The following is a 24,706-nucleotide window of genomic DNA, read 5'->3' on the forward strand; positions in this document are numbered from 1 at the left end:
CCTGACACGCCCTAAGCGATGACCTTGGCGTCGTCCGGGCGGTCGTCCGCGGCGGACTCCGCCGCGGCGGCTCCGTCCCCGGGTGCGTCGCCGCCCGGCATCTCCTTGATTGCGGCGACCGGGCTCGCCAGCAGCGTCAGACCACCGATGATGGTGACCGCACCGGCCACCGCGAGGCCCGCGGTGAGACCGATCACCTCGCCCAGCGCGCCACCGGCGAAGTAGCCGAGGGACAGGGCGCCGTACACGGCGGACAGTGCGCTCCCGCTGACGCGGCCCATCTGCTCGTTCGGGGTGACACCCTGCACCAGGCTCAGGACGTGGATGTCGAACATCGGGGAGACGAAGCCGATGACGGCCTGGACCACGATCAGCCCGACGAAGCCGGCGACCGCGCCGCCCGTCGGTACCAGGATGTAGCCGGCGCCGAGAATCGCCGCCGTCAGGACCAGCGTGCGGCCGAGCGTGAGCACCTTGGCGACCTGCTCGGACAGCACCGCGCCGACGATCACGAAGACCGACATGACGGCGAAGGCCGCGCCGACCTGGCCGGGGCTCAGGTGCAGTGTCTTGTACGCGTACACGATCAGCAGCGCGTCACCCATCGCGGCACCGAGGTTGACCACGACGTTGGCGGTGAACAGGCCGCGCAGGACCGGGGTGCCGAAGAGGGTCTTCAGACCCTCCTTCATCTCGGCCTTGGCCGAGGCCTTCTTCTCCTCGGTGCGCTCCCGGAGGTCACGGTGCCGGATGACGAGCAGCGCGACCAGCGAGACCAGGAAGGTGAACGCGTCCATCGTGATGGCGCGCGCGGCACCGAGCACCTGGATCAGCGCACCACCGGCACCGGCGCCGACGGCTTCGGCGACGCTGCGGCTGATCTGGAGTTTGGTGTTGCCCTCGATGAGGTTCTCGGTGCCGATGAGCTGCGGCAGCCACGACTGGTACGAGACCTCGAAGAAGGTGGTGAGGCAGCCGGTGACGCCGGCCACGATGTAGACGTGCGTCATGGTGACGGAGTCGAGGGCGAACGCCAGCGGGATCGTGCCCAGGGCCAGGAAACGGCCCAGGTCCGCCACGATCATGACCGTGCGGCGCGAGACCCGGTCCGCCACCAGCCCGGCGATCGGGGCCAGCAGCAGGAAGGGGAGGAAGCGCAGCGCGCCGAGCACGCCGACCTCGAATGCTCCCCCGTCGAGAACCACGACCGCGAGTGTGGGCAGCGCGAGCAGAGAGATCTTGTCGCCGAAGTTGCTGACGGTCTGCCCGAACCAAAGGCGGTTGAAATCGGAATGCCGACCGAGTGCCATGTCGACGCCCTTTTCTGATTGGGGACGGAATTGTCGGACGGCACTGAAACTATGCGGCGCGGGTTATCGACCGGTTATGAATCCGGCGGATTATAGGCCGGTGGTGGACAGCGTAGGAGAACCGGCGTAGAAGCGTGCGATGTCCGCGCTCTCGCGGGCGACCGCGGCGGACACCGCCGGGTCCAGGGGCGCGGTGCCGGGGAACGGCTCGACCGTCACGTCCGACCCGCGCCGGCCGCCCGACCAGGTGCCGACGGCCCAGCCGTCGGCCATCACGGTGGGCCGGATCTGCCCGCCGCCGGGCCATACCCGGCGCTCGTGCGCCGCGGGTACCGACAGTTCGCGACTGCGGTAGCCGACCAGGTAGTTGTCGTAGGCGGGCAGCAGCCGTACGTCGGGTTTCTCGCCGGCGGTGACGGGAGGCCGGGCGGTCTCCGGTACGGCGGCCCAGGCGCTCTTGCAGGTCCCGAGTTTCAGCCCGGACCAGTGGGCGAAGTCCTGCACGGTGGCGGGCCCGTGGGCCGCGCGGTAACGGCGGGCGAGTTCGATTCCGGCCGCCGCTCCGGAAAAGGGCGGCGGGCCGGCCGCCGGCAGCCAGTCGTCGAGCAGGACGAAGGTGGGCTCACCGTCGCGCTGCGGCCCGTGGCAGATCCGGCCGGCCAGTGCGGTACGGCGGATCAGGTGGAAGGCGGACTGGCCCTTCGGCTCCACCCCGAGGGTGGTGAGCCGGTCGGTGAGCTCGGCGCGGGTGAGCGGCCCTTCACCGTCGATGGCTGTGGTGATCAGCCGCTCGGCGCGCTCGCACAGGGCCTCGTCCAGGCCGAGTTCGCGCAGCCGACGCGCCGCGAGTGCGAGGAAGACCGGGCCGAACAGGGCGAGCAGCCAGCGCGCGTCGGCGGCCGGCACCAGCTGGAGGGTGCCGCGCATGAACCAGCCGCGGACGGCGGTCCGTTCGACATCCGTGGCCCGGTGCACCTCGTCGGCGGTCAGGCCGCGGGCGCGCACCCGGAGTCCGAGCGCCGCCGCGGTGAGGTCCTGCGCCTGTACGGCGAGGACCCGGTCCAGGACGGCGGCGACCGTCGGCTCCCGCACCCCGCCGGCGATGGCCTGTGCGTGCGCCCTGAGCAGCCGGTCGGTCGATCGTTGTTCCACGCGCCCACTCTCTCACTGTGTCCCGCGGCCGAGCAGCCGCAGCCGTATTTGTTCCCGGGCCGCCACGCATCCGACGACCCCTGCGTCGCCACCCCAGTCGGTGAGCCGCCAGCCCTGCCACCGGGGCGGCTCGTCCCCGTACACCGGAAGGTCGAGGCGGGCCGGATCGTCGAGCGTGGCCACCCCGACCTTGACCAGGGATTCCTTGCGCACCCACTGGCGCAGGAACGCGCGCCGGGGGTTGGTGTGCGCCCGCAGGGCCGCCAACTCCTTCGCGGAGCAGGCATGTTCCGCCGTACGCCAGTCCAGCGGCCCGCCGTCGTCGGCCTCCAGGTCGACGCCCACCGGGCCGCGCGCAGCGGCGGCCGCGACCCAGCCCCGGGTGTGCGCGATGCTCACCCCGAGGCCGGGCGACTCGACGAGCCGCGGCCGGCCGTGCGGCCGGTCGCACTCGCCGCAGCTCTGTACGACGGTCAGGCTGTGCGCCGGGCGGCCGAGCAGCCGCCCGGCGCACAGCCTGACCAGGGCGTGGGCGGCCAGGAAGTCGTCGCGGTCGCCGGCCGACCGGAAGGCGTCGGCCCGGTCCCGTTCAGTGCGGGTCAGCAGCGCCCGTACGTCACCGGCCGCGCGCAGCACCGCTCCGGTCCGTCCGGCCAGCGCGAGCCCGCCGCGGCCGGCCGTCCCGCCCGTCCCGCCCGGCCCGCCCGGCCCGCCCGTTCCGCTCATCAGCGCTTGCGGCGCAGCACCGCGTAGTAGCCGGGCAGCCGCAGCGCGTCGGAGTCCGACTGCGGGTCGATGGCGTGCAGTTCGATCGCCTCGTCGTCGACGACCTCCCAGTCCGTCTCGGGGAACGCCTCGGTCAGCTCGGGCCGGGTGAAGCGGTGCGAGTGCCGGACGCCGGCGGCCTCCAGCGGGCCGACCAGGTCCTCGGCCCGGCCGCGCTTGCCGCCGACGAAGCCGAGGTAGCCGAAGGAGTTGCTGGAGTAGTCGGGCTCGTGCACGATCAGCACCCCGTCGGGGCCGAGCAGCCGGCCGGCGACGGTGGCGAGCCGGGCCCGGGCGGCGCTGTCCAGCACGTGGAACACCCCGCGGACGAAGATGTTGTATGGTCCGTCGCCCAGCGCCACGGCCTGCTCGGCGTCGGTCATGTCGATGGCCAGGTACTCGACGTTGGTCACGCCCGCCGCCTCGCGCCTGGCGTGCTCGATCGCGCTGGCCGAGACATCGACGCCGACGACCCGCGGGTAGTGCGGGGCGAGTTCGCGGCTGTAGCGGCCGTTGCCGCAGCCCAGGTCGATGACAGGCAGGCCGGTCGTGAAGTGCCGCTCGGCCTGGCCGAGCAGCCAGTGGAACTCCTCACCGCTGTCGGCGTCCCAGATGACGTCGCCGCCGCGGCCGGTCCGCTCGATGCCGGCCCAGTAGCGCTCCCAGGCGTCGCCCGTGTCGCGCTCCTCTGCCTGTCCGGGGGTGGCCGGCTCGTCGCCGGGCGGCGGCGAGAAGCGCTCCCAGATCTCCTCCTCGCCGAGCGCGTCGAGCAGCGCGAGGAACTCCTCGAACATGGAGTCGATGAGGCCGTCCGGGTAGACGGCGGGCAGGAAGTCCCAGTTGAAGGTGAGCCCGCCGGCCTTCTCGAAGACCTGGAAGTCCAGGGAGACCTGGGGGGTCTGGGAGATGCCGTAGACCGGTACGCCCAGCTCGGTCTCCTCGTACTGCGGCGGGTGTCCGGCCAGGCTCGTCATCACGATCGGCATGGCGGGCGCGAGGGAGCCGCGCAGCTTGGTCAGTTCACGCAGGACCTGCACCCCGCTGAAGTAGCGGTGCTCCAGGTCCGCCCACAGCCGGCGCTGGATGGCCTGCGCCCGCCCGGCGAAGGTGGTGTCCTGCTGTTCGACGGCGAGCAGCAGGGTGGTCGTGGTGTCCGCGAGCAGCGCGTTGACCTGCGGGTGCAGCGGCAGCCGGTTGAACAGCGGGAAGTTGATGGTGAACCGGGCCTGCCCGGCGGCCCGGCCGAGGATCTCGGCATAGGCGGCGGCCAGCACACCGGAGGGGGTCACCTCACGGGCGTGCGCGCGCTCCTGGATCCGGGTCCACAGCTCCGGGGCCACGACGTGGCTGCGCCGCTCGAACCGGACGGGGAGTACAGGTGCGTCGGCCGGGCGCTCCGGCAGCTCGGGGGCGGGCGGCAGGGTGGCCAGCCGGTCACGCCAGTACCACTCGGAGCGGCGGTACAGCTCGCTGTCGCGCAGCGAGTTCCCGACCGCGAGCACGTAGTCGCGGAAGGTCAGCTCCAGCGGCGCCGGGTCGGCGTCCGGCTCGGTGTAGAAGGTGACCAGGTCCGGGATCAGGACCTGGAAGTAGCTCCAGGCGTCGGCGACCAGGAAGTCCAGCGACAGATGGATCCGGGCCCGGCCGCCGCCGAGCAGGCTGATCCGTACGTCGAACAGCGGCCAGCTGTCGGCGTCCAGTACCTGGTGGGACAACGTCTCGCGCAGGGCCGCCAGTTCGCTCTCACGCGTCTGCTCGTCGAGGCCGCCGAAGTCGGTGACCGGGATCTCGTACGCCGGGATCTCCTGGTAGACCTGCTGGGTGCCGTCGGGGAGGATCCGGGTGCGCAGCGCGTCGTGCCGCTCGACGAGCCGGCGCCAGGCGCCCTCGAAGCGGGGGACGTCGAGCCGCTCGCTCTCCCACTCGAAGTAGCCGTGGCAGCCGACGTTGCCCAGCTCGACCAGTCCGCCGCGGCCGATCCACAGTGCCTGCTGGCTCTCGGTCAGCGGGAACGGCTCGAAGCGCCGCTCCGGATCGGGGACGATGGCGGGCAGCCCGCCGAACTCACCGCGTCCGGTGGCCCGTTCGGTGGTGATGAGGGTGGCGAGTTCGGCGACGGTCGGGCAGGTGGACAGGTCGGAGAGGCTGAGCTCGACGGAGTACCGCCGGCGGATCTCGTCGATCAGCTGGAACGCGAGCAGCGAATGCCCGCCCAGTTCGAAGAAGTTGTCGTGGATGCCGACGCCGCCGGTGCGGAACGCCTCGGCCCACAGCCGGACGAGTCCGTCCTCGACCTCGTTGCGCGGCGCCTCGTAGCCGGCGCTGACGCCCTCGCGGGGCTCCGGGGGCTCGGGCAGCCGGCGGCGGTCGACCTTGCCGTTGGGCAGCCGCGGAAGTCCGGGCAGTACGACGACCGTGCCGGGCACCATGTAGTACGGCAGGGTGCGGGCGACCTCGGCGCGGATCGCACCGGAGTCCGGCTGGGCGCCCGGCTCCGGCGACACGTAGGCGATGAGCCGCTTGTCGCCCGGGCCGCGCTCCTGGGTGACGACAACGGCCTCGGCGATGCCGTCCAGCCGCGCCACGTGCGTCTCGACCTCGCCCAGCTCGACCCGGAAGCCGCGGATCTTCACCTGCGCGTCGGACCGGCCCAGCAGTTCCACCGCGCCGTCCGCGCGGCGGCGGGCCAGGTCCCCGGTGTCGTACAGCACCGGGTGCGGGTCCCCCTCGACCGTGTTGGGGCGGAACTTCGCCGCGGTCAGCTCGGGGCGGCCGTGGTATCCGGCGGCGACACCGGCGCCGGACACATGGAGGCGGCCGACCTCTCCCGCCGGCACCTCGCGGTCGTCGTCGTCCAGCAGGTGCACCCGGAGGTTGGCGATCGGCACACCGACCGGCACCTGCCGGGTGGCGCGGATCTCCTCCGGCGTGGCCTGGCTGGTGAAGTCGATGCCGGCGCCGAGGTCGAGGCAGGACAGCACGTTGGTGGTCTCGGTGGTGCCGTAGGTCATCACCACGCGGAACGGGGTGTCGGTGAGCGGCCAGCTGTGCACCCGCTCGGCCGTGGTCACCAGGATCCGCAGCGCGGTGCCGGCCGGCCAGTCCAGGCCCCAGACGGGCTCGGCGAGCGCGGCGACCAGCATGGTGTGGGTGATCCGCTCGCCGACCAGCCAGTCCCGGATCTGCTCGGGGGTCTGTGCCTGTCCGGCCTCCGGGATGTGGATCGCGGCGCCCGTCGGCAGGTAGGCCAGCCACTCCATGATCTGTACGGCGAAACCGGGCGTCGACATCCACGAGGCGCGGTCACCGGGGCGGACCCCGTAGGCGCGCTCGGTCCAGTGCACCAGGTTGGTGAGCGCCCCGTGCCGCTCCAGGACGGCCTTGGGGGTGCCGGTGGAGCCGGAGGTGTAGATGAGGTGGCTGACGGTGTCCGGGCCGGTGGGGATCCCGGTGGGTGCGTCGGACTGGCCCCGGCCGGCCGTGGCGACCTCGGCCCGTACGACGCCCTCGGGTATCCGGGGGCCGAGTTCGGCGGGGGTGAGGACCAGCAGCGGTCCGGCGTCGCCGATCATCGCGGCGAGCCGGTCGTCGGGGTTGACGGGGTCGAGCGCGACGATCGCGGCGCCCGTCTTGAGGATGGCGAGCGAGCCGATGACGTACTCGGCGCTGCGCGGGTAGCACAGCCCGATCCGCTCACCGGGGCCGGCGCCGTGGGCGATCAGCGCGTGCGCCAGCCGGTTGGTGGCGGCCTCGAGTTCCGCGTACGTCCAGCAGCGGTCGCCCTGCACCAGGGCGGGGGCCTGCGGGGTGCGGGCGGCCTGCTGGGCGAGCAGCTCCGGGTAGCCGGTTTCGGGGAACGGGGCGTCCGTACGGTTGAAGTCGACGAGAGCGGTGGTCACAGCGCGGCCCTTTCTGCTTCTGCGAAGGCTCGGCTGCGCAGCAGCCGCACCGGGAGACTCTTGATCCCCCAGGTGAAGTTGGATGAGTTGAAAACGGCGGGACCGGTGAGTTCGAAACCGTCCAGCACGGCGAGCATCTCGGTGAGCAGGGCGCCGAGTTCGAACCGGGCCAGCCGGGCGCCGAGGCAGAGATGGCGGCCGTGGCCGAAGGCGACATGCCGGTTGGGGCGGCGGTCGATCCGGAAGGTGTGCGGGTCGGTGAAGACGTCCTCGTCGCGGTTGGCCGAGACGTTCCACAGGGTCACCCGGTCGCCGGCGGCGACGGGTGTCCCGTTGATCTCGGTGTCGCGGACCGCGGTGCGCAGCGCGTGCACACCGGGGGTGGTCCAGCGCAGGATCTCCTCGACCGCCGGGGCGATGCCGTCGGGGCCGAGGCGGCGCAGCAGCTCCCACTGCTCCGGGTGCTCGGCGAACATGTGCACCGCGCCGGCGGCGGAGTAGCGGGTGGTCTCGTTGGCGCCGGACAGCACGCCGTTGCAGTTGAAGACGATCTCTTCGTCGCTGAGCGGGCGTTCGGTCCCGTCGCCCTCGTCGACGAGGGTGTCGTGGGCGATCTGGCTGACCAGGTCGTCGCCGGGACGGGCCCGGCGCTCGCCGAGCAGCTCGATGAAGTAGAGGAAGATCTCCGAGTGCGCGCTGCTGCGTACCGTCTCGTCCGGCGAGTCGAAGGCGTCGGTGGTCAGGGCCCCGATCCAGGCCCAGTCGGCGCGCGGAATGCCCATCATGGCGCAGACCACCCGGTTGGGGAGCTGCTTGGCGAGGTCGATGAAGTCCAGCTCGTCGCGCTCGGCGGCCTCGGCCACCAGTTCGCCGACGACCATCTCGACCAGCGCCTCCAGGCGGGGCATCTGCTGCGGCCCGAACGCCTGGTACAGGGCCCGCTTGAGCCGGGTGTGCTGGGGTGCGTCGGAGACGATCAGCATCCGCTGGGTGACGGCGGCGACGGCGGCCGGGTCGCTGCCCAGCCGCATGCCCTGCCCGGAGCTGAAGGTGTCGCTGTCGGCGTAGACCTTCACGATGTCGCGGTGCTTGCTGAGCACCCAGAAGCCGTCGCCGCCGGGTTCGGGGTGCCAGTGGACCGGTGAGTGGGCGCGCAGCCAGGTGAAGGCGGACCAGAAGTCGTTACGGCCGAAGGGGGCCGGGTCGAGCAGATCGATCCGCATCTCAGGCTCCTCCGCGGGCCGCCGGGCGCCGCAGGCTCAGCGGGCGGGTGTCGGTCCAGTGCGCGTCCACATGGGCGGCGCACTCGTCCTCGGTGCCGGTGAACCCGGCCGGCGTCCAGCCGTCGGGCAGTTCGCGCGCGGCGGGGTACAGCGCGTACTGCTCCTCGTGGTTGACCAGGACCTGGTAGGTGGTGGGCACGGTGTCCTCCGGGCTCGGGCGGGGTGTTCGGGCCGGACTGTCAGCCGGGCTGTCAAGGGGTGCGGGAGAGCCGGGCGGCGTCGCGGTCGCCCCTGAGCAGCCCGGCCAGCTGCTCCAGTACGGGCTCGGGGCGGCGCAGTACGGCGTGGTGGCCACCGGTGGCGTGGTGCCGGTGGAAGCCGGCCGTGGTGACCTCGGCCCATCCGTCAAGCTCCGCGGAGGTGACGGTCTCGTCGCCGTCGGCGCCCCATGCGTGCACCGGGAGGTCGAGGCGGGCGCCGGGGGTGTGGGTGTAACTCAGCGACAGCCGGGCGTCCTTGCGGAGCATCTCGACCATCAGGGCGCGGGTGTCCTCGTCCAGGAAGGCGGGGTCGAGTCCGGCGGTGTCGAAGAGCTTGTCCAGCTCCTCGCCGTCGTCGACGATCCCCCGGCCGGCGCCGTCCCAGTGGCCGGGCGCCCGGCAGGCGCTGACGACCAGGGCGCGGGGTGGCACGCGGCGGGCGAGTTCGTAGCCGAGCAGTCCGCCGAAGCTGTGGCCGAAGACGACCAGCCGCCGGTCGGGGGCGACGGTATGGACCAGTTCCTCGGCGATGGCGTCGACGGTCTCGCCGAAGTCGTCCGGCATGGGCTCGCGCCAGCGGTTCTCCCGGCCGGGCAGCTGGACGCCGTACACCTGGGCGATGCCGGCCAGCGGCGGCTGCCAGGCGCGGAACTGCTGGCAGCCGGCACCCGCCGGAGGCAGACAGAGCAACGCGGGCAGGGCGGCGTCCTCGGGCCCGCCGGGCCAGGTGGAAATCCAGGTCCCCATGACTCAGGCCCCTTCGCTTACGGGGCCGGGGACGGCGGAGCCGTCGGGGACGGCTGCTGCGGCGTGGCCCGCCGCTCCGGCGCCGACCACCGGGCCGCCGGAGCCGGGCGGGACGGCAGAGCCGATGGAGCCGGCCGCGTTGGCGGGGCCGGCTGGGACGGCGGAGCCGTCGGGGCCATGGACGGCACGCACAGCGGAGCCAGAGGGCACCGCGGCGCCGGCGGGAACCGTCGCGTCGGCGTCGTGGACGGCGGCGGGCGCGGCGGCGACGGGCACCGCGCCATCGACGGCGGTGGCGGCGGAGCCGGTGGCGGGGCTTTCGGAAGGGCCCGGGTCCGCCGGGGCGGCCGGCTCCGTGGCGAGGCGGTCGAGTTCGGTGGCCAGGGCCGCCGCCGTCGGGCGGGCCAGCAGCGTGCCAAGGGTCGGGCGGAGGCCGGTACGGCGGCGCAGCTCCGCCACCGCGCGGGCCGCGGCCAGGGAGTGACCGCCCAGGTCGAAGAAGTCCGCCTCGGGGCCGGGCACTTCGCGCTCCAGCACCTCCGCCCACACGGCCATCACCTCGCGCTCACGCGCCGTGGCACCGACCGCCGGCGCCGGCTCCACCTCCGGCGCGGCCAGTTCGCGGGCCAGCGCCTCCCGGTCCGCCTTGCCGGTGGTCAGGGTGGGTATCCGGTCGAGTACCCGCACAGCGGCAGGCACCGCCGCCTCCGGCAGCAGCTTGCGGCAGCGGTCCGCGACCCGGCCGGCCAGCGTCACCGGATCGGTTCCCGGTGCGGCCACCACGGCGAGGCCCAGCGTCTGCCCGGACGCGAGCGGGCAGCAGGCCGCGGCGACCACCTCGGGCAGCTCGGCGGCGATCCGCTCCACCTCGCCGAGTTCGATCCGGTGACCACGGATCTTCACCTGGTCGTCGCGCCGGCCCCGGTACTCCAGTTCGCCGCCGGGGCGGCGCACCACGAGGTCTCCGGTGCGGTACATCCGGGCGCCGCCGCCCTGGAACGGGTCGGGCACGAACCGCGTGGCGGTCAGGCCGGGCCGGCCGCGGTAGCCGCGGGCGACGGCGGGGCCGCCGAGGTACAGCTCCCCCTCCGACCCGCCCGCCACCGGCCGCAGCTCGTCGTCCAGGACGTACGCCCGGTAGCCGGGCAGTGGTCGTCCGATGGCGCTCACGTCGTCACCCCGTTCACTGTCCGCCCAGGTCGCCGCGATGGTCACCTCCGTCGGCCCGTACACGTTGAGCAGCCGGCGGTCCCGCGCGAAACGCTCGGCGAGCGCGGCCGGACAGGCCTCCCCGGCCACCACGACCACCTCGGCGGAGTCGAGCCCGCCGCCGTGCGCGGCCAGCAGCGAGGGCGTGAGGGAGGCGGTACGCAGCCCGGCGGGCAGCGCCTCGCGGCCCTCGGCGGCGGCCTCGCGCAGCCCGGCGAGGGACAGGTCCACCAGGGCCACCCCCTGGCCGTGGACGAGATAGAGCAGCGTGCACCACAGCCAGCCGTCGAACGCGGGCGAGACGGCATTGAGTCCGAGTCCGCCGGGGGTCAGGCCGAGTCCGGCGAGCGCGTCGATGAAGGTGTCCAGGCCGCGGTAGGTGACCTCGACTCCCTTGGGGCGCCCGGTGGTTCCGGACGTGTAGATCAGATAGGCGCAGGTGTCGGGGACGGGGACGGTCACCGCGAGTGACCCGCCGGCGGACCGGCGGCACTCCGCCGGGGCCAGCGTGCGGATCCCGGTGAGGTCGAGCCCCGCCGGTACGTCCGCGGCGACGAGTACGCCGGCCCCGGCGTCCCGCAGGACGTGCCCGAGCCGCTCGACGGGATGCCCGGCGTCCAGGGGGACCGCGGTGGCGCCGAGGCTCCAGACGGCGAGGAGGGCGGGCACGCTCTCCCGCGACCGGCCCAGCAGCAGCCCGACGGAGGTCTCGGGGCCGACGCCGGCGCCGGCGAGCGCCGCGGCGGTCTTCGCGGTACGGGCGGTCAGCGCGGCATACGTCAGGGTGCCGTCGGCGGCGCTGACGGCGGTCTCGTTCGGCCGCTCGCGGGTCCACCGCTCCAGGACCGCGAAGAGGGGCGGGAGCGTGCGGTGTTCGGGTCCGGCGGTGCCGGGCGCGGTGGGCCGGGGCAATGCGCCGGGACGTCCGGATCCGCCGGCCCCGGCGCGAGGTGTCGCGCCGTCCTCGGCGTACGGCGTCCCGTCGGCCGGTGCGTCGGGGGCGGCCCCCCGCGCGGCCTCGGCGTGCTGGGCGGTCATCCCTCGTTCCTCTCCGCGTCCGAGGGGCGGACGGGGGCGGTCGCGCGCAGCCGCGGGCCGACCACCTGCCCGCCCGAACCCTGCGGCAGCTGCATCGACTTGGTCTCCAGGAACGCCTCCAGTCCGGCGGTTCCGCACTCGCGGCCGATGCCGGACTGCTTGAACCCCCCGAACGGCGCGGCGGGGTTGAACTGACCGCCGTTCACATCGACCAGACCGGTGCGGAACCGGCGCGCGATCCGCTCGGCGCGGCCGTCGTCGCCCGACCAGACCGCCCCGTGCAGCCCGTACCGGGTGCCGTTGACGATCCGTACCGCCTCGTCCTCGTCGTCGTACGGCATGACGCACAGCACCGGCCCGAAGATCTCCTCCTGACCGATGGTGGTCAGCGGGTCCACATCGGCGAAGATCGTCGGCTCGACGTAGTACCCGGTCGCCAGCCCGGCCGGGCGCTCCGGGCCGCCGCGCACCAGGCGCGCGCCGCCCTCGCCGGCGCCGCGCCGGATGTAGCCGGTCACCCGGTCGTGGGCGGCCGCGGAGACCAGCGGGCCGAGGTCGGTCGCCGGGTCGCGCGGGTCGCCGGTCACGTACCCGTCCATCGCGTCGCCGGCGATGCGTATCGCCTCGTCCTGGCGGTCGCGCGGCACCAGCAGGCGGCTCCACTGCAGGCAGGTCTGGCCGGAGTTGAAGAGCATCTGGTCGACGGTGGCGCGCACCGCCGCGTCCAGGTCGGCGTCGGGCAGGACCAGGCTGGCGTTCTTGCCGCCCAGCTCCAGGTGCACGCGCTTGACGCCGTCGGCGCCCAGCCCTGACACCTCGCGGCCCGCCCGGGTGGAGCCGGTCAGCGACACCACGTCGACCAGCGGATGGGTGACCAGGGCGGCGCCGACCGTGCCGCCGGTGCCGACGACCATGTTGAAGACGCCGGGCGGCAGATCGGCCTCGGCGATCACTTCGGCGAGCAGCCGGGCGTGCAGCGGGGTGATCTCGCTCGGCTTGTGCACGACAGTGCAGCCCGCCGCGAGCGCCGGGAGGATCTTCTGGACGGTGAGCAGCAGCGGGGTGTTCCAGGGCGTGATGCAGGCGGCGACCCCGGCAGCCTCGCGCACCACGAGCGAGTGACCGACGCGCTCCTCAAAGGCATAGGAGGCGGCGGTCTCGACACAGTGGGCCGCCATGCCGATGGAGAGCCCGACATGCGTCTGGCGCGCCATCCGGGCGGGCGCCCCGACCTCGGCGGTGATCACGTCGGCGAACCGGTCGGCGCGCGCTTCCAGCCCTGCGACGACCCGGCCGAGCAGGGCTGCCCGTTCGCGTACGGGGGTGGCGGCCCAGCCGGGGAAGGCCGCGGCGGCGGCGCGGGCGGCCCGGTCGGCATCGCGGGCGGTGCCCGCGGGCACGGTGGCCAGCGGCTGCTCGGTACTGGGATCGGTCACCACGAGGCGGCCGTCGGCGTCTGATGCGGTCCAGCGGCCGCCTATCCACTGGTCGTCGTAACGGGGCGGCAAGGGGGCCGCGTACGGCCCGGCGTGTGGTGCGCCGGAGTCCTGCGGCACGGTCAGCACGGTCACGGTGGGGTCCTCACTGAATCGCTGAATCGCTGAATCACTGAATCGTCTAGTCGCTGGATCACTGAGTCGCTGAACCACGCGCGGGCAGAGCGCGGGCGGGGCGAGGGGCCGGCCGCCAGGGCCTAGCCGGCCAGCCGGGCGAGGCCCGCGGCACGGGCGTCCGGCCTGGTGCGCCGTACCGGCCGGAGCCGGCCGGCCCGGGAACCGGCCGCCGGCGGCAGGGGCGCGGCCGTCCGCATCGCCGCGGCAGCGGCACCGGCACCGGCCGTACGGCCGCCGGCGGTCCCCGCAGCGGCACGGCCGGCCGGAATCATCGCGCGCAGCAGCCGGTCGGTCTCCGGGGCGGGGGCCACGGCGAGCTCGTCGCGCAGGCGCCGCGCGCACAGCTCGTACCAGCTGCGTACGCCCGCGAGTTCGCCACGCCGGCCGTGCGCCGTCATCAGCGCGCGGTACGTCTCCTCGTGGTGGCGGTCGATCTCCAGCGTGCGCCGGCAGATCGCGATCAGCTCCACGAAGTCCTCGCGCGCCTCGGCGTCGGTACGCAGGACGACCAGGGCGCGCAGCGCCAGGGACCTCAGGTACTCGCGCTGCTCGGCGACCCAGTCGGCGCTCTCGCCCCGCAGGAACTCGCCGCCGTACAGCGCGACGGCGGCCCGGAGGCGGATGCGGGCGAGCTCGGCGTCGTGCCCGGCAGCGGCGCGCAGTCCGGCGTGCACCAGTTCCTCGAACCGGTCCACGTCCGACCACAGGTCGGCCACGTCCAGGACATAGCCGAAGTCGCGGTAGAGCAGCCGCATCCCGGACTCGCCGGGGCGGTCGGGATGGGCGTCGAGCACCCGGCGCAGTGCGTGCGCCGCGACCTTCAGCGAGCTGCCGCCGGCGGAGCCGGCCGAGCCGGGCCACAGGGCCTCGTACAGCCGGTCACGGGTGAGCGTCTGCCCGCGGTGGATCACCAGGTACTGGAAGAGGGCGCGCGCCTTGCCGGCCCGCCACCGCTCGACGCGGCTGCCGTTCACGGTCAGCTCGAAGTCGCCCAGGAAACGGATCCGAACATTCCCCAAGCTCTCGGCTCCGCTCGAGCAGGGGAGGCCCCTATGCGCCGCTTCCTCGGTCACCGCGGTGGTCATCGCTTCCTCCGGAGGTCACTCGCTGCCGATCTGCCTGCGGCGAGTGTGTTCCCGGCCCCTACAAACGCCCTATACCGGCCACGACTTACGCGTGTAGCTCCGTGATAGGGCGGCTTCCCACACTGATGCCTCGACCACCCCGACCGGCGCCGTTCTCCGAAATGAGGGCTGTTACATGACCAGCACCGACACCCGGCTCCAGAAGGTCGTCATCCTGGGCGGCGGCACGGCCGGCTGGATGACCGCCGCGTATCTCGGCAAGGCACTCCAGGGCACCGTCGACATCACCGTGCTCGAAGCGCCGACGATTCCGCGTATCGGCGTCGGCGAGGCGACCGTGCCCAACCTCCAGCGCTCCTTCTTCGACTACCTCGGAATCGCCGAGGACGAGTGGATGCGCGAGTGCAACGCCAGCTTCAAGATGGCCGTACGGTTCGTGAACTGGCGCACCGAGGGGCAGGGCGAGGCCGCCGCACGTGAGCTTCCCGACGGCCGGCCGGACCACTTCTACCACCCGTTCGGCCTGCTCCCGGACTACGACCAGACTCCCCTGTCGCACTACTGGTTCAAGCGCAAGTACGAGGGCCGCACCACCGAGCCGTTCGACTACGCCTGCTTCCGCGAGCCCCCGGTGATGGACGCGATGAAGGCGCCGCGCTGGCTCGACGGCCGGTCGGCCACCCGCTACGCCTGGCACTTCGACGCCCAGCTCGTCGCCGACTTCCTGCGCCGCTTCGCGACCGAGAAGCAGGGCGTGAACCACGTCCAGGACGAGATGACGCGGGTCCAGCAGGACGAGCGCGGCTATGTCACCGCGCTGCACACCAAGAGCGGTCAGGTCCTGGAGGCCGACTTCTTCGTGGACTGCTCGGGCTTCCGGGGACTGCTGATCAACCAGGCGATGGCAGAGCCGTTCATCGACATGAGCGATCACCTGCTGTGCGACAGCGCGGTCGCCACCGCCGTCCCGCACGACGACGAGGCGAACGGTGTGGAGCCGTACACCTCCGCGATCGCGATGTCGTCCGGCTGGGCCTGGAAGATCCCGATGCTGGGCCGCTTCGGCACCGGCTACGTGTACTCGAGCAAGTTCACCGACCAGGACGAGGCCACGGCCGAGTTCGCCGAGATGTGGGGTCTCGACCCCGAGGAGACGAAGTTCAACCACATCCGCTTCCGGGTCGGGCGCAACCGCCGGGCGTGGGTGAAGAACGTCGTCAGCATCGGTCTGTCGTCGTGCTTCCTGGAGCCGCTGGAGTCGACCGGTATCTACTTCATCACCGCGGCGATCTACCAGCTGGCCAAGCACTTCCCGGACAAGACGTTCAACGACGGCCTGATCGACAGCTTCAACCACGAGATCGAGGTGATGTTCGACGACACCCGCGACTTCATCCAGGCGCACTTCTTCTACGCGCCGCGCAACGACACGCCGTTCTGGCAGGCGAACAAGAAGCTGACCCTCCCCGACAACATCCAGCAGAAGATCTCCGCGTACAAGGCGGGTCTGCCCATCAACTCGCCGATCACCGACGAGTCGACGTACTACGGGAACTTCGAGGCGGAGTTCCGCAACTTCTGGACGAACGGCAGCTACTACTGCATCTTCGCCGGTCTCGGCCTGGTGCCGGACGCGCCGCTGCCCGCCCTCGCGCACAAGCCCGAGTCGGTGGCCGGCGCCGAGCCGCTGTTCGAGACGGTCAAGCGCCAGCAGCAGAACCTGCTGGAGACCCTGCCCAGTGCGTACGACTACCTGCGGCGGCTGCACGGCGCGTAGGGACAACCGCCCCACCGCCGCTCTCACGGCCCGGCAGCACGGCTCACCCGCCGGCTGCCGGGCCGCACTGCTCCAGCGAACCCCTCAGGAGTCAGACATGTCCAACTCCGCGCCGCACCCCATGACGTCCGGAACCGCAGAGAACGACGGGGTCTCCGGGGCCGACGGGCCGGCCGATCTGCGCCCTTTCATGGCCGCCTTCCCCTCCGGTGTCTCGGTCGTCACCACCCTCGACTCCGATGCCTCCCCGCGCGGCCTGACGTGCAGTTCCCTGGCGAGCGTCGCGCTCGGCCCGCCCACCCTGGTGGTGTGCATACGAACCGCGAGCCCGACGCTCGACGTCCTGCTCGCCCAGGGGCAGTTCGCCCTCAACCTGCTGCACGAGCGGGCGCGGGCCACCTCGGACCTGTTCGCCTCGGGTGCACCCGACCGCTTCGAGCGCACCGAGTGGCGGCTGCCGCTGGGCGCGGGCGGCCCGCATCTGACCGCCGACGCGCACGCCGTCGCGGACTGCACGGTCGTGCACACCATCGGCTTCGGCGACCACACGGCCGTCTTCGCCGAGGTGGGCCGGGTGACGGTACGGGAGCCGGCGCAGCCGCTGCTCTACGGCCGCCGCCGGTACGCCCGCTGGTCCGACGCCGCAGCCGTACCGCCCCCGGCGGCCCCCGATCCGGCTCAGCCCGGCGCGCGGCCGGTGCCGTCCGAAGGAGCCGCCCGTGTCCCCCGCTGATCCGCTGCCCGCGCTGCTGGTCGCGGTGCCCGTGGTGATCCTCGCCTGCCAGGCGGGTGCGATGCTCTTCCGCCGGTTCGGCCAGCCGCCCGTGGTCGGCGAGATCGCCACCGGCATTCTGCTCGGGCCGTCCCTGCTCGGCTGGCTGTGGCCGGGGGCGCAGGCCTGGCTCTTCCCGGACGCGGTGCTGCCGTTCACCTCGGTGCTCGGCCAGCTGGGCCTGCTCTCGTTCATGTTCCTGGTCGGTCTGGAACTGGACCTGGGCGCGCTGCGCGGGCACAGCCGGATCGCGGTGGCCGTCAGCCAGGCGGGGATGCTGCTGCCGCTGGCCCTCGGCGCGCTGCTGGCGCTCGGGATGTACGGACAGCTCGCCCCGGACGGGGTCGGCCGGCTGCCGTTCGTCCTGTTCATCGCGGTGGCGATGAGCATCACAGCGTTCCCCGTGCTGGCCAGGATCCTCATCGACCGGGGTCTGTACGGCACTCCGGTCGGCGCGCTCGCAATGGCCTGTGCCGCCGTGGACGACGTCACCGCCTGGTGCCTGCTTGCCGTGGTGGTGGCGCTCGCGTCGGCCGGCTCCCCGCTGGACGCGGCGACCACCGCCGCGCTCGCCGTGGCCTTCGGCGCCTTCATGCTCTACGCGGTACGGCCCCTGCTGGCCCGGTGGGCGGCCCGGGCCGACCGGGCGAGCGACGGGCTGGTGCTGGTGGCGCTGTTCAGCGGGCTGAGCCTGTCCGCCCTGGCCACCGAGGCGATCGGGGTGCACGCCCTCTTCGGGGCCTTCCTGTTCGGCGTGGTCACCCCGCGCGGCGCCCAGCGCGTCGACGTGTCGGCCGGCCGGCTGCGGGCCGTCGCCGTGCCCGTACTGCTGCCGCTGTTCTTCGTCCATACGGGCCTGCGCACGGACATCGAGGTCCTGGTGGCCGATCCGGTGCAGTGGCTGTGGGCGGGCGCGGTCCTCGGTGTCGCGATGCTCGGCAAGTGGGGCGGCGCGGCGGGGGCGGCCCGGGCCTGCGGCCGGCCCTGGCGGGAGGCGCTGTCGATCGGCGCGCTGATGAACTGCCGGGGGCTGACCGAACTGGTGGTCCTCAACATCGGTCTGGAACTCGGCGTCATCGGGCCGGAGTTGTTCACCATGCTGGTGCTGATGGCACTGATCACGACGGCCCTGACCTCCCCGGTCGTCAGCCGGCTGCACCGAGCCCCGAGTACGAAGGTCCCGGCACCGGTGGACCTCGCCCCCGTCGCCGCCCCCTAGGGGGTGTCGGCGCGACCGTCCGGCCCGGCCCGGCCCGCGGCGGATCCGCCGCGGGCCGGTCTCTCAGGGCGTCACGACCGGAGCCGCTGCTGGACGGTGATGGCGTTGAGGCGGATCGAGTACGGCGCGACGTCCTCGATCGTCAGGGCCGCCGTGCGCGCCTTGTCCAGACCGACGGTCACATCGACGCAGAAGGCGATGGCGTAGATGAACTCCTCGGTTTCCTCGTCCTGGAGGGCGAACAGCAGGTCGCGGTAGTAGCTCGTGCGGTCCGCGGCCTCCTGGTAGAAGGAGAGGCCGGGCTCGCCCTCCTGCTCGACGACGTCGAGGAACACGCCGGTGAGGGCGAGTTCGGCCCTGTCCCAGAACGCCGTGTTGGTGAACGGGTGCGGAAGCGCCTGCCGCACCGCCTCCTTCAGCGAGAGAACCATGACATGGACCGGCGCGGTCTCCTGAAGGCCCCAGCCGCGCACGATCTTGACGATCGTGCTGTCGGGTATGGTGCTCGCCGCCTGACGGATGTTGCCGAAGTCGAAGTTCACGGTCGCCGGGGCGATCGCCTGCTGGAACTTCTCGTCGATGCCGTGCGCCTGGTCCAGGTGGGAGGGCCCCACCTCGAAGACGGTCTTGAAGCTGGCCTTCTTGGTGGCGACCTGGTCAGCCATAACAACTCCTCGTGCCTGAAGTGATCGCGCCCGGGGGTCAGTATGCCGCCCGGCCGTCCGGCGCCTGCGACACGGTCCCGGTGTCACGACCCCGGCGTCACGGTCCCGGCGGCGAGGGGCAGCGGCTGCTCGGTCCAGATGGTCTTGCCGTCGCGGGTGTACCGGGTGCCCCAGCGCTCGGTGAGCTGGGCCACCAGGAAGAGCCCGCGGCCGCCCTCGTCGGTGGTGCGGGCCCGGCGCAGGTGCGGCGAGGTGCTGGTGGCGTCGGACACCTCGCAGATGAGGTGGCGGTCACGGATGAGCCGCAGTCCGACCGGCCCGCCGCCGTACCGGTAGGCGTTGGTGACCAGTTCGCTGACGATCAGTTCGGTGGTGAAGACCATCTCCTCCAGTCCCCACGCGCTCAGCTGAGATGCCGTCAGGGTCCGGGCGCGGCCGGCGGCGGTGGCGTCCCCGGGCAGCTCCCACGCGGCCACCTTCTCCGCGGCCAGCACACGGGTCCGGGCGAGGAGCAGCGCCACGTCGTCGGCCACGTCGTCGGTCGGCCGGTCGAGCAGCAGCGCGTCCTCCACCGCCCCGCACGTCTCCTCCAGCGAGCGGGCGGGCACGCTCAGGGCGCCGCACAGATCTGCCAGACTCTCCTCGACGTCCCGTTTGCGGGCCTGGATGAGACCGTCGGTGTAGAGGGCCAGGAGACTGCCCTCGGCCAGCTTCAACTCGGCCGCCTCGAACGGCAGCCCGCCCAGGCCCAGCGGCGGACCGGCCGGAACGTCGAGGAGGCGTACCTCGCCGTCCGGGTTCACCACGACCGGTGGCGGGTGGCCGGCCCGGGCGAGGGAGCACTGCCGCGAGACCGGGTCGTAGACCGCGTACAGGCAGGTGGCGCCCACGACTTGCGGCACATGTCCGTCGGCCTGCTCCTGCTCGGCGGCCAGGCGGTCCACGAGATCGTCGAGGTGGGAGAGGACCTCGTCCGGGGTGAGGTCGAGGTTGGCCAGGGTGTGTACGGCGGTGCGCAGCCGGCCCATGGTGGCCGCCGCGTGGATGCCGTGGCCGACCACGTCGCCGACGACGAGGGCGACGCGCATCCCGGAGAGGGGGATGACGTCGTACCAGTCACCGCCGACGCCGCTCGTGGCGTCGGCCGGCCGGTACCGCAGGGCGACGTCGACCGCGGGGTGGCCGGGCACCTCGTGCGGGAGCAGGCTGTGCTGGAGGGTGAGCGCCGTGTCGTGCTGCTGGGTGTAGCGGCGCGCGTTGTCGATACAGACCGCGGCGCGGGAGGCGAACTCCTCGGCGAGCTTGAGATCGTCCTCCTCGAACGGATCGGAACGTCGCCACCGCCAGAGGCTGAGCAGGCCCAGTACGAGTCCCCGGGCGACCAGCGGCACCGCCAGCAGCGAGAGGTCACCCAGGCGCAGAGCGCGCTCCGCCCGGTCGGGGTCCAGGGAGAGCCATCCCTTCACGCCCTCCTGGTTCACGTCGAGGACCGGGCGGCGCTGGGCCAGGCAGCGCGCCTGCACGCTCTCCGGCGGGATGTGAACGGTGTGGCCCACCGGATACATCACGTCCGCCGATTCCGACGGGATCGGGATGCTGCGGGTGGCCGCCCGGCGCATGGTGGTGAAGGTGCCCTGGACGGGCTCCTCACCGCGGGTCACCGCCTGCAGCAGGTCCACGGAGACGCAGTCGGAGAGGCCGGGGACCGCCGCCTCGGCCAGCTCGTGTGCCGTCTTCGAGACGTCCAGGGTGCTTCCGATGCGGGCGCCGGCCTCGTTGAGCAGGGCGAGCCGCCGACGGGCCCGGTAGCGCTCGGTGACGTCCTCGATCGTCTGCGTCACGCCGAGGATCCGTCCGGACGGGTCCTGCATCCGGAACGCCGACACCGACACGACCAGCTCCCGGTCGGGATCCGTCAGCAGCCGGCAGCGCTGCTCGGCGGAGAACGAGGAGCGGCCCGTCTCCAGCACCTCCCGCAACTGCCTCTCCACCGTGTCGGTGTCCTGCTGCATCAGGAAGTCGCTGATCCGGAACCCGCGGAGCTGCTCGACCGGCAGTTCACTGAACCCCGCGACCGCCCGGTTCACCCGCAGGATCCGCAGGTCCGGGTCGTGGACGGACAGACCGATCGGGGAGCGACGGAACAGCCCGTCCAGGACCGACCGGTCCGTCTCCCACTGGACCACCTCCTCGGCGGGCGCACCGACGAGAAACCACTCGCGGCGGGAGTCGCCCCGCGTGATCACCCGGGCCCGGCAGCCCAGTTCCACCCGGTGGCCGCTGCGGTGCAGGACCGGCACGACGCCGAACCACCCCTGCTCGCGTACGCATGACCGTACGGCTTCCATCACGAGGCCGCGGTCGCCGGGACCGAGCAGGAATCCGGCCGCCGGACGGCCCAGCGCCTCCTTGGGCGAGTAGCCGAGCAGCACCTCGGCCCGCGCGCTCCAGCCGACGACCCTCCCGCTGTCGTCCAGTACCGCCGAGGCCGCGCGCGCTACCGCGAAAGGGTCTTCCGGCCCCTCGCTGAAGGCGGTCACCGGTGTGTCCATCGCTACCCCCGTCGCCCTTGGCGCGGACTTCTGGCGAGGAGCACCGCGACATCGTCCTGGGCCGCGGAAGGCAGCAGCCGGCCGAGGATGCGGTCGCAGATCTCCTCCAGCGGCCGGTCGAGGTGGCCCAGTGCCCCGGCCAGCTCCTGCATGCCCTGGTCGAGGTCCCGGTCGCGGGCCTCGATGAGCCCGTCGGTGTACAGCACCAGCAGACTCCCCGGCGGCAGCGGCACCCGCTCGGTCAGGAAGTCGTGCCCGCCCGCCCCCAGGGGCGTACCGGAGGGGCCGTCGAGGAACGCGACCGTCCCCTGGACGTCCGCCACGGCCGGCGGCGGATGGCCGGCTCTGGCGATCAGGCAGTCGCCGGCGGCCGGGTCGTGGACCGCGTAGACACAGGTCGCCATCTCGTTCTCCCCCAGGTCGGCGACGACGGCGTCCAGGGAGCGGAGCATCCGGGCCGGCGGGACGTTGTGCCGGGCCAGGGTGCGTACCGCGGTGCGCAGCTGGCCCATGACGGCCGCCGCGTGGATTCCGTGCCCCATGACGTCCCCGATGACCAGCCCGGTCCTGCCGTCGGACAGGGTGATGGCGTCGAACCAGTCGCCGCCGACCTCGTGGTCGCTGGCCGGGAGGTAGCGCCCGGTGAGTTCCAGGCCGGGCACGTCGGGGAGCGCGTTGTTCGTCAGGCTGCGCTGCAGCGTGAGGGCCGCCCGCCGCTGGCTGGTGTACAGCCGGGCGTTGTCGATGTTCAGCGCCGCCCGGGCGACCAGCTCGTCCATCAGCAGGCAGTCCTGCTCGTCGAACGGCTCACGGCTGCGGGTACGGGTCACCACCACGGCGCCGAGGACCTTGCCGCGTGCGACCAGCGGGATCAGTCGCGCCGCGCCGATACGGGTACTGAGGTACGTGCGCAGGCGCTCGGCCTGCGGATCGGTGATCAGCGCGGGGATGTCGGTCTGGTACAGGTTCATGGGCCGCCCCTCGGCGATGACCTGCTCGTACACCGAGCCGAGGGGGACCTGGAAGGTCATGCCCACCGACAGGTTCGCGGTGGGGGCGGACGGATCGGGGAAGGCGGCGGCGATACGGCGCACCACTCCGTGGGTGGACGCGGCGGCCTCGTCGGGGTCGAGGACCTCTGCCAGCAGTTGTACGTCGGCGGAGTCGGCCAGGCGGGGCACCAGTACCTGCACCACTTCCTTGCCGGTCTGCCGCAGGTCCAGGGTGGTGCCGATGCGCGTGCCGGCCTCGGCCAGCAGGGCGAAGCGCTGCCGCGCCTGCTCCGCCTCGATCTGCGCCTGCTGCCCGTCGGTGATGTCGAGCAGGGAGGCGATCAGTCCGAGCCGCCGGCCGGTGCCGTCGAGCAGCGGAGCGCAGGAGCAGGACCAGGTCCGGTCGTGGTCGGGATCGACCGGGGTGCGGCCGGTGCCGCGTACGTCGACCACCGCCTCACCCCGGTCCAGCACCTGCCGCATCACTGTCTCCAGCGCGTTGGCGTTGACCCCCGGCGCGACTTCGGACGGCAGCCGGCCGAGGTGCTCGGCCGCCGGCACGCCGTTCATCCGCGCCAGCGCGTCGTTGACCCGCAGAAAGCGCAGATCGGGGCCGAGCATGCCCAGTCCGATGGGGGACTGGGTGAACAGGCCTTCCATGGCCGCGAGTGAATCCCGCATGTGCTGCACCGCGGAGGTCTCCGCCCCGATGCCCAGGATGCCCGTTCTTCCCTGCGGGTCCGGGGTGGGGCAGATCCACATCTCCATCGCCAGGACGTGTCCGTCGCGGTGCCGCATCGGGAGGGTGCCGACCACCGCCTCACCCGCCAGGACCTTCCGCGTCAGCTGGTCGGCCAGCTCCCAGTTGTGTTCGGGGACCAGGACAGGCGTTGCGAACCGGCCGAGCAGTTGCTCCGGCGCGTAGCCCAGCAGCTCCTGGGCGGCGAGCGACCATTCGACGACGCGCCCCTGAGCGTCGATCCTCCAGAGCGCGATCGGCAGCAGGTCGCGGAGCACGCCCGCGTACCCGACCGCCGACGCGGACTCATGCGGCACATCACTCGTCGACTCGTGTGTGTCCAACGCAACGACCTAACCCCGGCGTGTGGGGCGCTCTGTTCGCCGGCGATGCAGCGTTCTGGTGCAGCGTTCTGGTGCAGTTCCTATCAAATCATTCGGTCCCTGAATCGGCCCGTGCGACGTGGTCACTGCTCCCGCAGGCCCCACGGCGAGCCGTAGTCCTCCAGCAGGTCGAGGAAGGGCCCCGGCGGGAGGGCTTCCGGGCCGCTGACGCCGGATCCGGCCCACACGCCACCTGCGACGAGCTCCAGGGCGACGACCGGGTTGATCGCGGTCTGCCAGACGACCGCCTGCGATCCGTACTCGCTCATCGACCACTGGTTGTCGACCACGTGGTACAGGTACACCTCGCGCGGGGCGCCGTCCTTGGTGCCCTTCACCCAGGTGCCGGCGCAGGTCTTGCCGTGCATCCGGTCGCCGAGCGTGGCGGGGTCCGGCAGGCAGGCGGCGACGACGTCGCGCGGGGACACCTGCGCCCCGCCCGCGACGGTGACCTTCTCCGTGCGGTCGAGGCCCAGCTTGTGCAGCGTCTTCAGGGTCTCGATGAACTCGTCACCGAGGCCGTACTTGAAGGTGACCCTGCCGGCGTCCACCCAGCGCGGAATCAGCAGCACCTCCTCGTGTTCCACGTTGACGCACTCGACCGGGCCGATGCCCTCGGGAAAGTCGAAGACCTCGGGCTCGCTGAAGGGCGGCGTGGTGAACCAGCCCCGGTCCTTCTCCCAGATCACGGGAGGGTTGAGGCATTCCTCGATGGTGGTCCAGATGGAGAAGGACGGGGCGAAGTCGTAGCCGTCGACCGTGAGGTTCGCGCCGTCGCGGACACCGATCTCGTCGATCGTGTCGAACAGTTCGTCCGCCGCGTGGCGGGCGAACACGTCGGAAAGGCCCGGCTCGACCCCCATGCCGACGAGCGCCAGCCGCCCGGCCTTCTCCCACTCCGCGGCACGCTCGAACTGCGCGTCGCCGAGCTTGACCCCGCACTCCTCGAAGGGGCGCTCACCGTGCGGATACGACAGTGACATCGCCATGTCGACGTAGTGCGCCCGCGCCTCCAGCGCGGCCTCGAACAGCGGCATCACGAATCTCGGATCGGTGGCGTTGAGCAGCACGTCGCACCGTTCGGCCGCGAGCAGCGCGGTGACCGCTGCCCCGTCGGAGGCATCGATCCGGGCCGCGCTGAAGCGGGTCTCGTCCTCGCCGAGCGCGGCCACCGCGGCCTCGGCCCGGGCCACGTCGTAGTCCGCGACGACGATGTGGTCGAAGAAGGAGCGGCGGGCGGCGATGCGGGTGATCGCGGTGCCCACGCCGCCCGCGCCGACCAGCAGTACTCGCATGGGAAATGCCT

The 24,706-nt window shown here is 72.7% G+C and carries 17 protein-coding genes; 3 read left to right on the top strand and 14 right to left on the bottom strand.

Going from position 1 to position 24,706, the window contains the following annotated elements; genetic code table 11:
* Positions 1-11: 11 nt before the first annotated feature.
* From ACWV17_RS08240 to ACWV17_RS08285, 10 genes are all read right to left on the bottom strand, one after another.
* Positions 12-1,310, bottom strand: coding sequence for an MFS transporter (locus tag ACWV17_RS08240; protein WP_455359124.1), 1,299 nt, complete (start codon positions 1,308-1,310; stop codon positions 12-14).
* A gap of 90 nt (positions 1,311-1,400) precedes the next feature.
* Entirely contained in the window at positions 1,401-2,462 is a 1,062-nt protein-coding gene (locus ACWV17_RS08245) for a winged helix DNA-binding domain-containing protein (RefSeq protein ID WP_455359125.1), read from the bottom strand.
* A gap of 12 nt (positions 2,463-2,474) precedes the next feature.
* Positions 2,475-3,188, bottom strand: a complete 714-nt coding sequence (locus tag ACWV17_RS08250) for a 4'-phosphopantetheinyl transferase family protein (protein WP_455359126.1) — start codon at positions 3,186-3,188, stop codon at positions 2,475-2,477.
* Positions 3,188-7,126 (bottom strand): amino acid adenylation domain-containing protein, encoded by a 3,939-nt coding sequence (locus tag ACWV17_RS08255; protein WP_455359127.1) that lies wholly within the window; start codon positions 7,124-7,126, stop codon positions 3,188-3,190. The genes ACWV17_RS08250 and ACWV17_RS08255 overlap by 1 nt, the downstream gene beginning before the upstream one ends.
* On the bottom strand, positions 7,123-8,349 hold the full coding sequence (locus ACWV17_RS08260; RefSeq protein WP_455353904.1) for a cytochrome P450: 1,227 nt from the start codon (positions 8,347-8,349) through the stop codon (positions 7,123-7,125). The genes ACWV17_RS08255 and ACWV17_RS08260 overlap by 4 nt, the downstream gene beginning before the upstream one ends.
* A 1-nt stretch (position 8,350) precedes the next feature.
* Positions 8,351-8,704, bottom strand: coding sequence for an MbtH family protein (locus ACWV17_RS08265; protein ID WP_455359128.1), 354 nt, complete (start codon positions 8,702-8,704; stop codon positions 8,351-8,353).
* On the bottom strand, positions 8,601-9,356 hold the full coding sequence (locus tag ACWV17_RS08270) for a thioesterase II family protein (protein WP_455359129.1): 756 nt from the start codon (positions 9,354-9,356) through the stop codon (positions 8,601-8,603). The genes ACWV17_RS08265 and ACWV17_RS08270 overlap by 104 nt, the downstream gene beginning before the upstream one ends.
* A gap of 3 nt (positions 9,357-9,359) precedes the next feature.
* Entirely contained in the window at positions 9,360-11,603 is a 2,244-nt protein-coding gene (locus ACWV17_RS08275) for an amino acid adenylation domain-containing protein (RefSeq protein ID WP_455359130.1), read from the bottom strand.
* Positions 11,600-13,111 carry an aldehyde dehydrogenase family protein gene (locus tag ACWV17_RS08280; protein WP_455359212.1) on the bottom strand — a complete coding sequence of 504 codons (1,512 nt, stop codon included), beginning with the start codon at positions 13,109-13,111 and terminating at the stop codon, positions 11,600-11,602. The genes ACWV17_RS08275 and ACWV17_RS08280 overlap by 4 nt, the downstream gene beginning before the upstream one ends.
* Positions 13,112-13,296: 185 nt before the next feature.
* The gene (locus ACWV17_RS08285) at positions 13,297-14,235 is read right to left on the bottom strand and encodes an AfsR/SARP family transcriptional regulator (RefSeq protein WP_455359131.1); all 939 of its coding nucleotides are present in this window, start codon (positions 14,233-14,235) and stop codon (positions 13,297-13,299) included.
* A gap of 241 nt (positions 14,236-14,476) precedes the next feature.
* Between ACWV17_RS08285 and ACWV17_RS08290 the strand changes: the two genes are divergently transcribed.
* The 3 genes from ACWV17_RS08290 to ACWV17_RS08300 all read left to right on the top strand — a co-directional run bounded on the left by ACWV17_RS08290 (position 14,477) and on the right by ACWV17_RS08300 (position 18,069).
* Entirely contained in the window at positions 14,477-16,078 is a 1,602-nt protein-coding gene (locus ACWV17_RS08290; protein WP_455359132.1) for a tryptophan halogenase family protein, read from the top strand.
* Positions 16,079-16,175: 97 nt separating this feature from the next.
* Positions 16,176-16,811 (top strand): flavin reductase family protein, encoded by a 636-nt coding sequence (locus ACWV17_RS08295; RefSeq protein WP_455359133.1) that lies wholly within the window; start codon positions 16,176-16,178, stop codon positions 16,809-16,811.
* Positions 16,798-18,069, top strand: a complete 1,272-nt coding sequence (locus ACWV17_RS08300) for a cation:proton antiporter domain-containing protein (protein ID WP_455359134.1) — start codon at positions 16,798-16,800, stop codon at positions 18,067-18,069. The genes ACWV17_RS08295 and ACWV17_RS08300 overlap by 14 nt, the downstream gene beginning before the upstream one ends.
* A gap of 71 nt (positions 18,070-18,140) precedes the next feature.
* Here the strand turns inward: ACWV17_RS08300 and ACWV17_RS08305 are convergent, their stop codons facing one another.
* The 4 genes from ACWV17_RS08305 to ACWV17_RS08320 all read right to left on the bottom strand — a co-directional run bounded on the left by ACWV17_RS08305 (position 18,141) and on the right by ACWV17_RS08320 (position 24,695).
* Entirely contained in the window at positions 18,141-18,734 is a 594-nt protein-coding gene (locus tag ACWV17_RS08305) for a Type-2Aa cytolytic delta-endotoxin (protein ID WP_455353912.1), read from the bottom strand.
* A gap of 83 nt (positions 18,735-18,817) precedes the next feature.
* Complete coding sequence (locus ACWV17_RS08310; protein WP_455359135.1) at positions 18,818-21,286, bottom strand: SpoIIE family protein phosphatase; 2,469 nt, start codon at positions 21,284-21,286, stop codon at positions 18,818-18,820.
* 2 nt (positions 21,287-21,288) lie between these two features.
* Complete coding sequence (locus ACWV17_RS08315; protein WP_455353914.1) at positions 21,289-23,361, bottom strand: SpoIIE family protein phosphatase; 2,073 nt, start codon at positions 23,359-23,361, stop codon at positions 21,289-21,291.
* 122 nt (positions 23,362-23,483) lie between these two features.
* Positions 23,484-24,695: a saccharopine dehydrogenase family protein gene (locus tag ACWV17_RS08320; protein WP_455359136.1), complete on the bottom strand. Its 1,212-nt coding sequence runs from the start codon at positions 24,693-24,695 to the stop codon at positions 23,484-23,486.
* Positions 24,696-24,706 lie beyond the last annotated feature (11 nt).

Source organism: Streptomyces mabaensis (assembly GCF_053763515.1).

What these genes read in the sequence shown, in the direction of transcription:
- ACWV17_RS08240 (WP_455359124.1), bottom strand. Translation starts at nt 1,310, where the DNA reads ATGGCACTCGGTCGGCATTCCGATTTCAACCGCCTTTGGTTCGGGCAG.
- ACWV17_RS08250 (WP_455359126.1), bottom strand. Translation starts at nt 3,188, where the DNA reads ATGAGCGGAACGGGCGGGCCGGGCGGGCCGGGCGGGACGGGCGGGACG.
- ACWV17_RS08260 (WP_455353904.1), bottom strand. Translation starts at nt 8,349, where the DNA reads ATGCGGATCGATCTGCTCGACCCGGCCCCCTTCGGCCGTAACGACTTC.
- ACWV17_RS08270 (WP_455359129.1), bottom strand. Translation starts at nt 9,356, where the DNA reads ATGGGGACCTGGATTTCCACCTGGCCCGGCGGGCCCGAGGACGCCGCC.
- ACWV17_RS08275 (WP_455359130.1), bottom strand. Translation starts at nt 11,603, where the DNA reads ATGACCGCCCAGCACGCCGAGGCCGCGCGGGGGGCCGCCCCCGACGCA.
- ACWV17_RS08290 (WP_455359132.1), top strand. Translation starts at nt 14,477, where the DNA reads ATGACCAGCACCGACACCCGGCTCCAGAAGGTCGTCATCCTGGGCGGC.
- ACWV17_RS08295 (WP_455359133.1), top strand. Translation starts at nt 16,176, where the DNA reads ATGTCCAACTCCGCGCCGCACCCCATGACGTCCGGAACCGCAGAGAAC.
- ACWV17_RS08305 (WP_455353912.1), bottom strand. Translation starts at nt 18,734, where the DNA reads ATGGCTGACCAGGTCGCCACCAAGAAGGCCAGCTTCAAGACCGTCTTC.
- ACWV17_RS08310 (WP_455359135.1), bottom strand. Translation starts at nt 21,286, where the DNA reads ATGGACACACCGGTGACCGCCTTCAGCGAGGGGCCGGAAGACCCTTTC.
- ACWV17_RS08320 (WP_455359136.1), bottom strand. Translation starts at nt 24,695, where the DNA reads ATGCGAGTACTGCTGGTCGGCGCGGGCGGCGTGGGCACCGCGATCACC.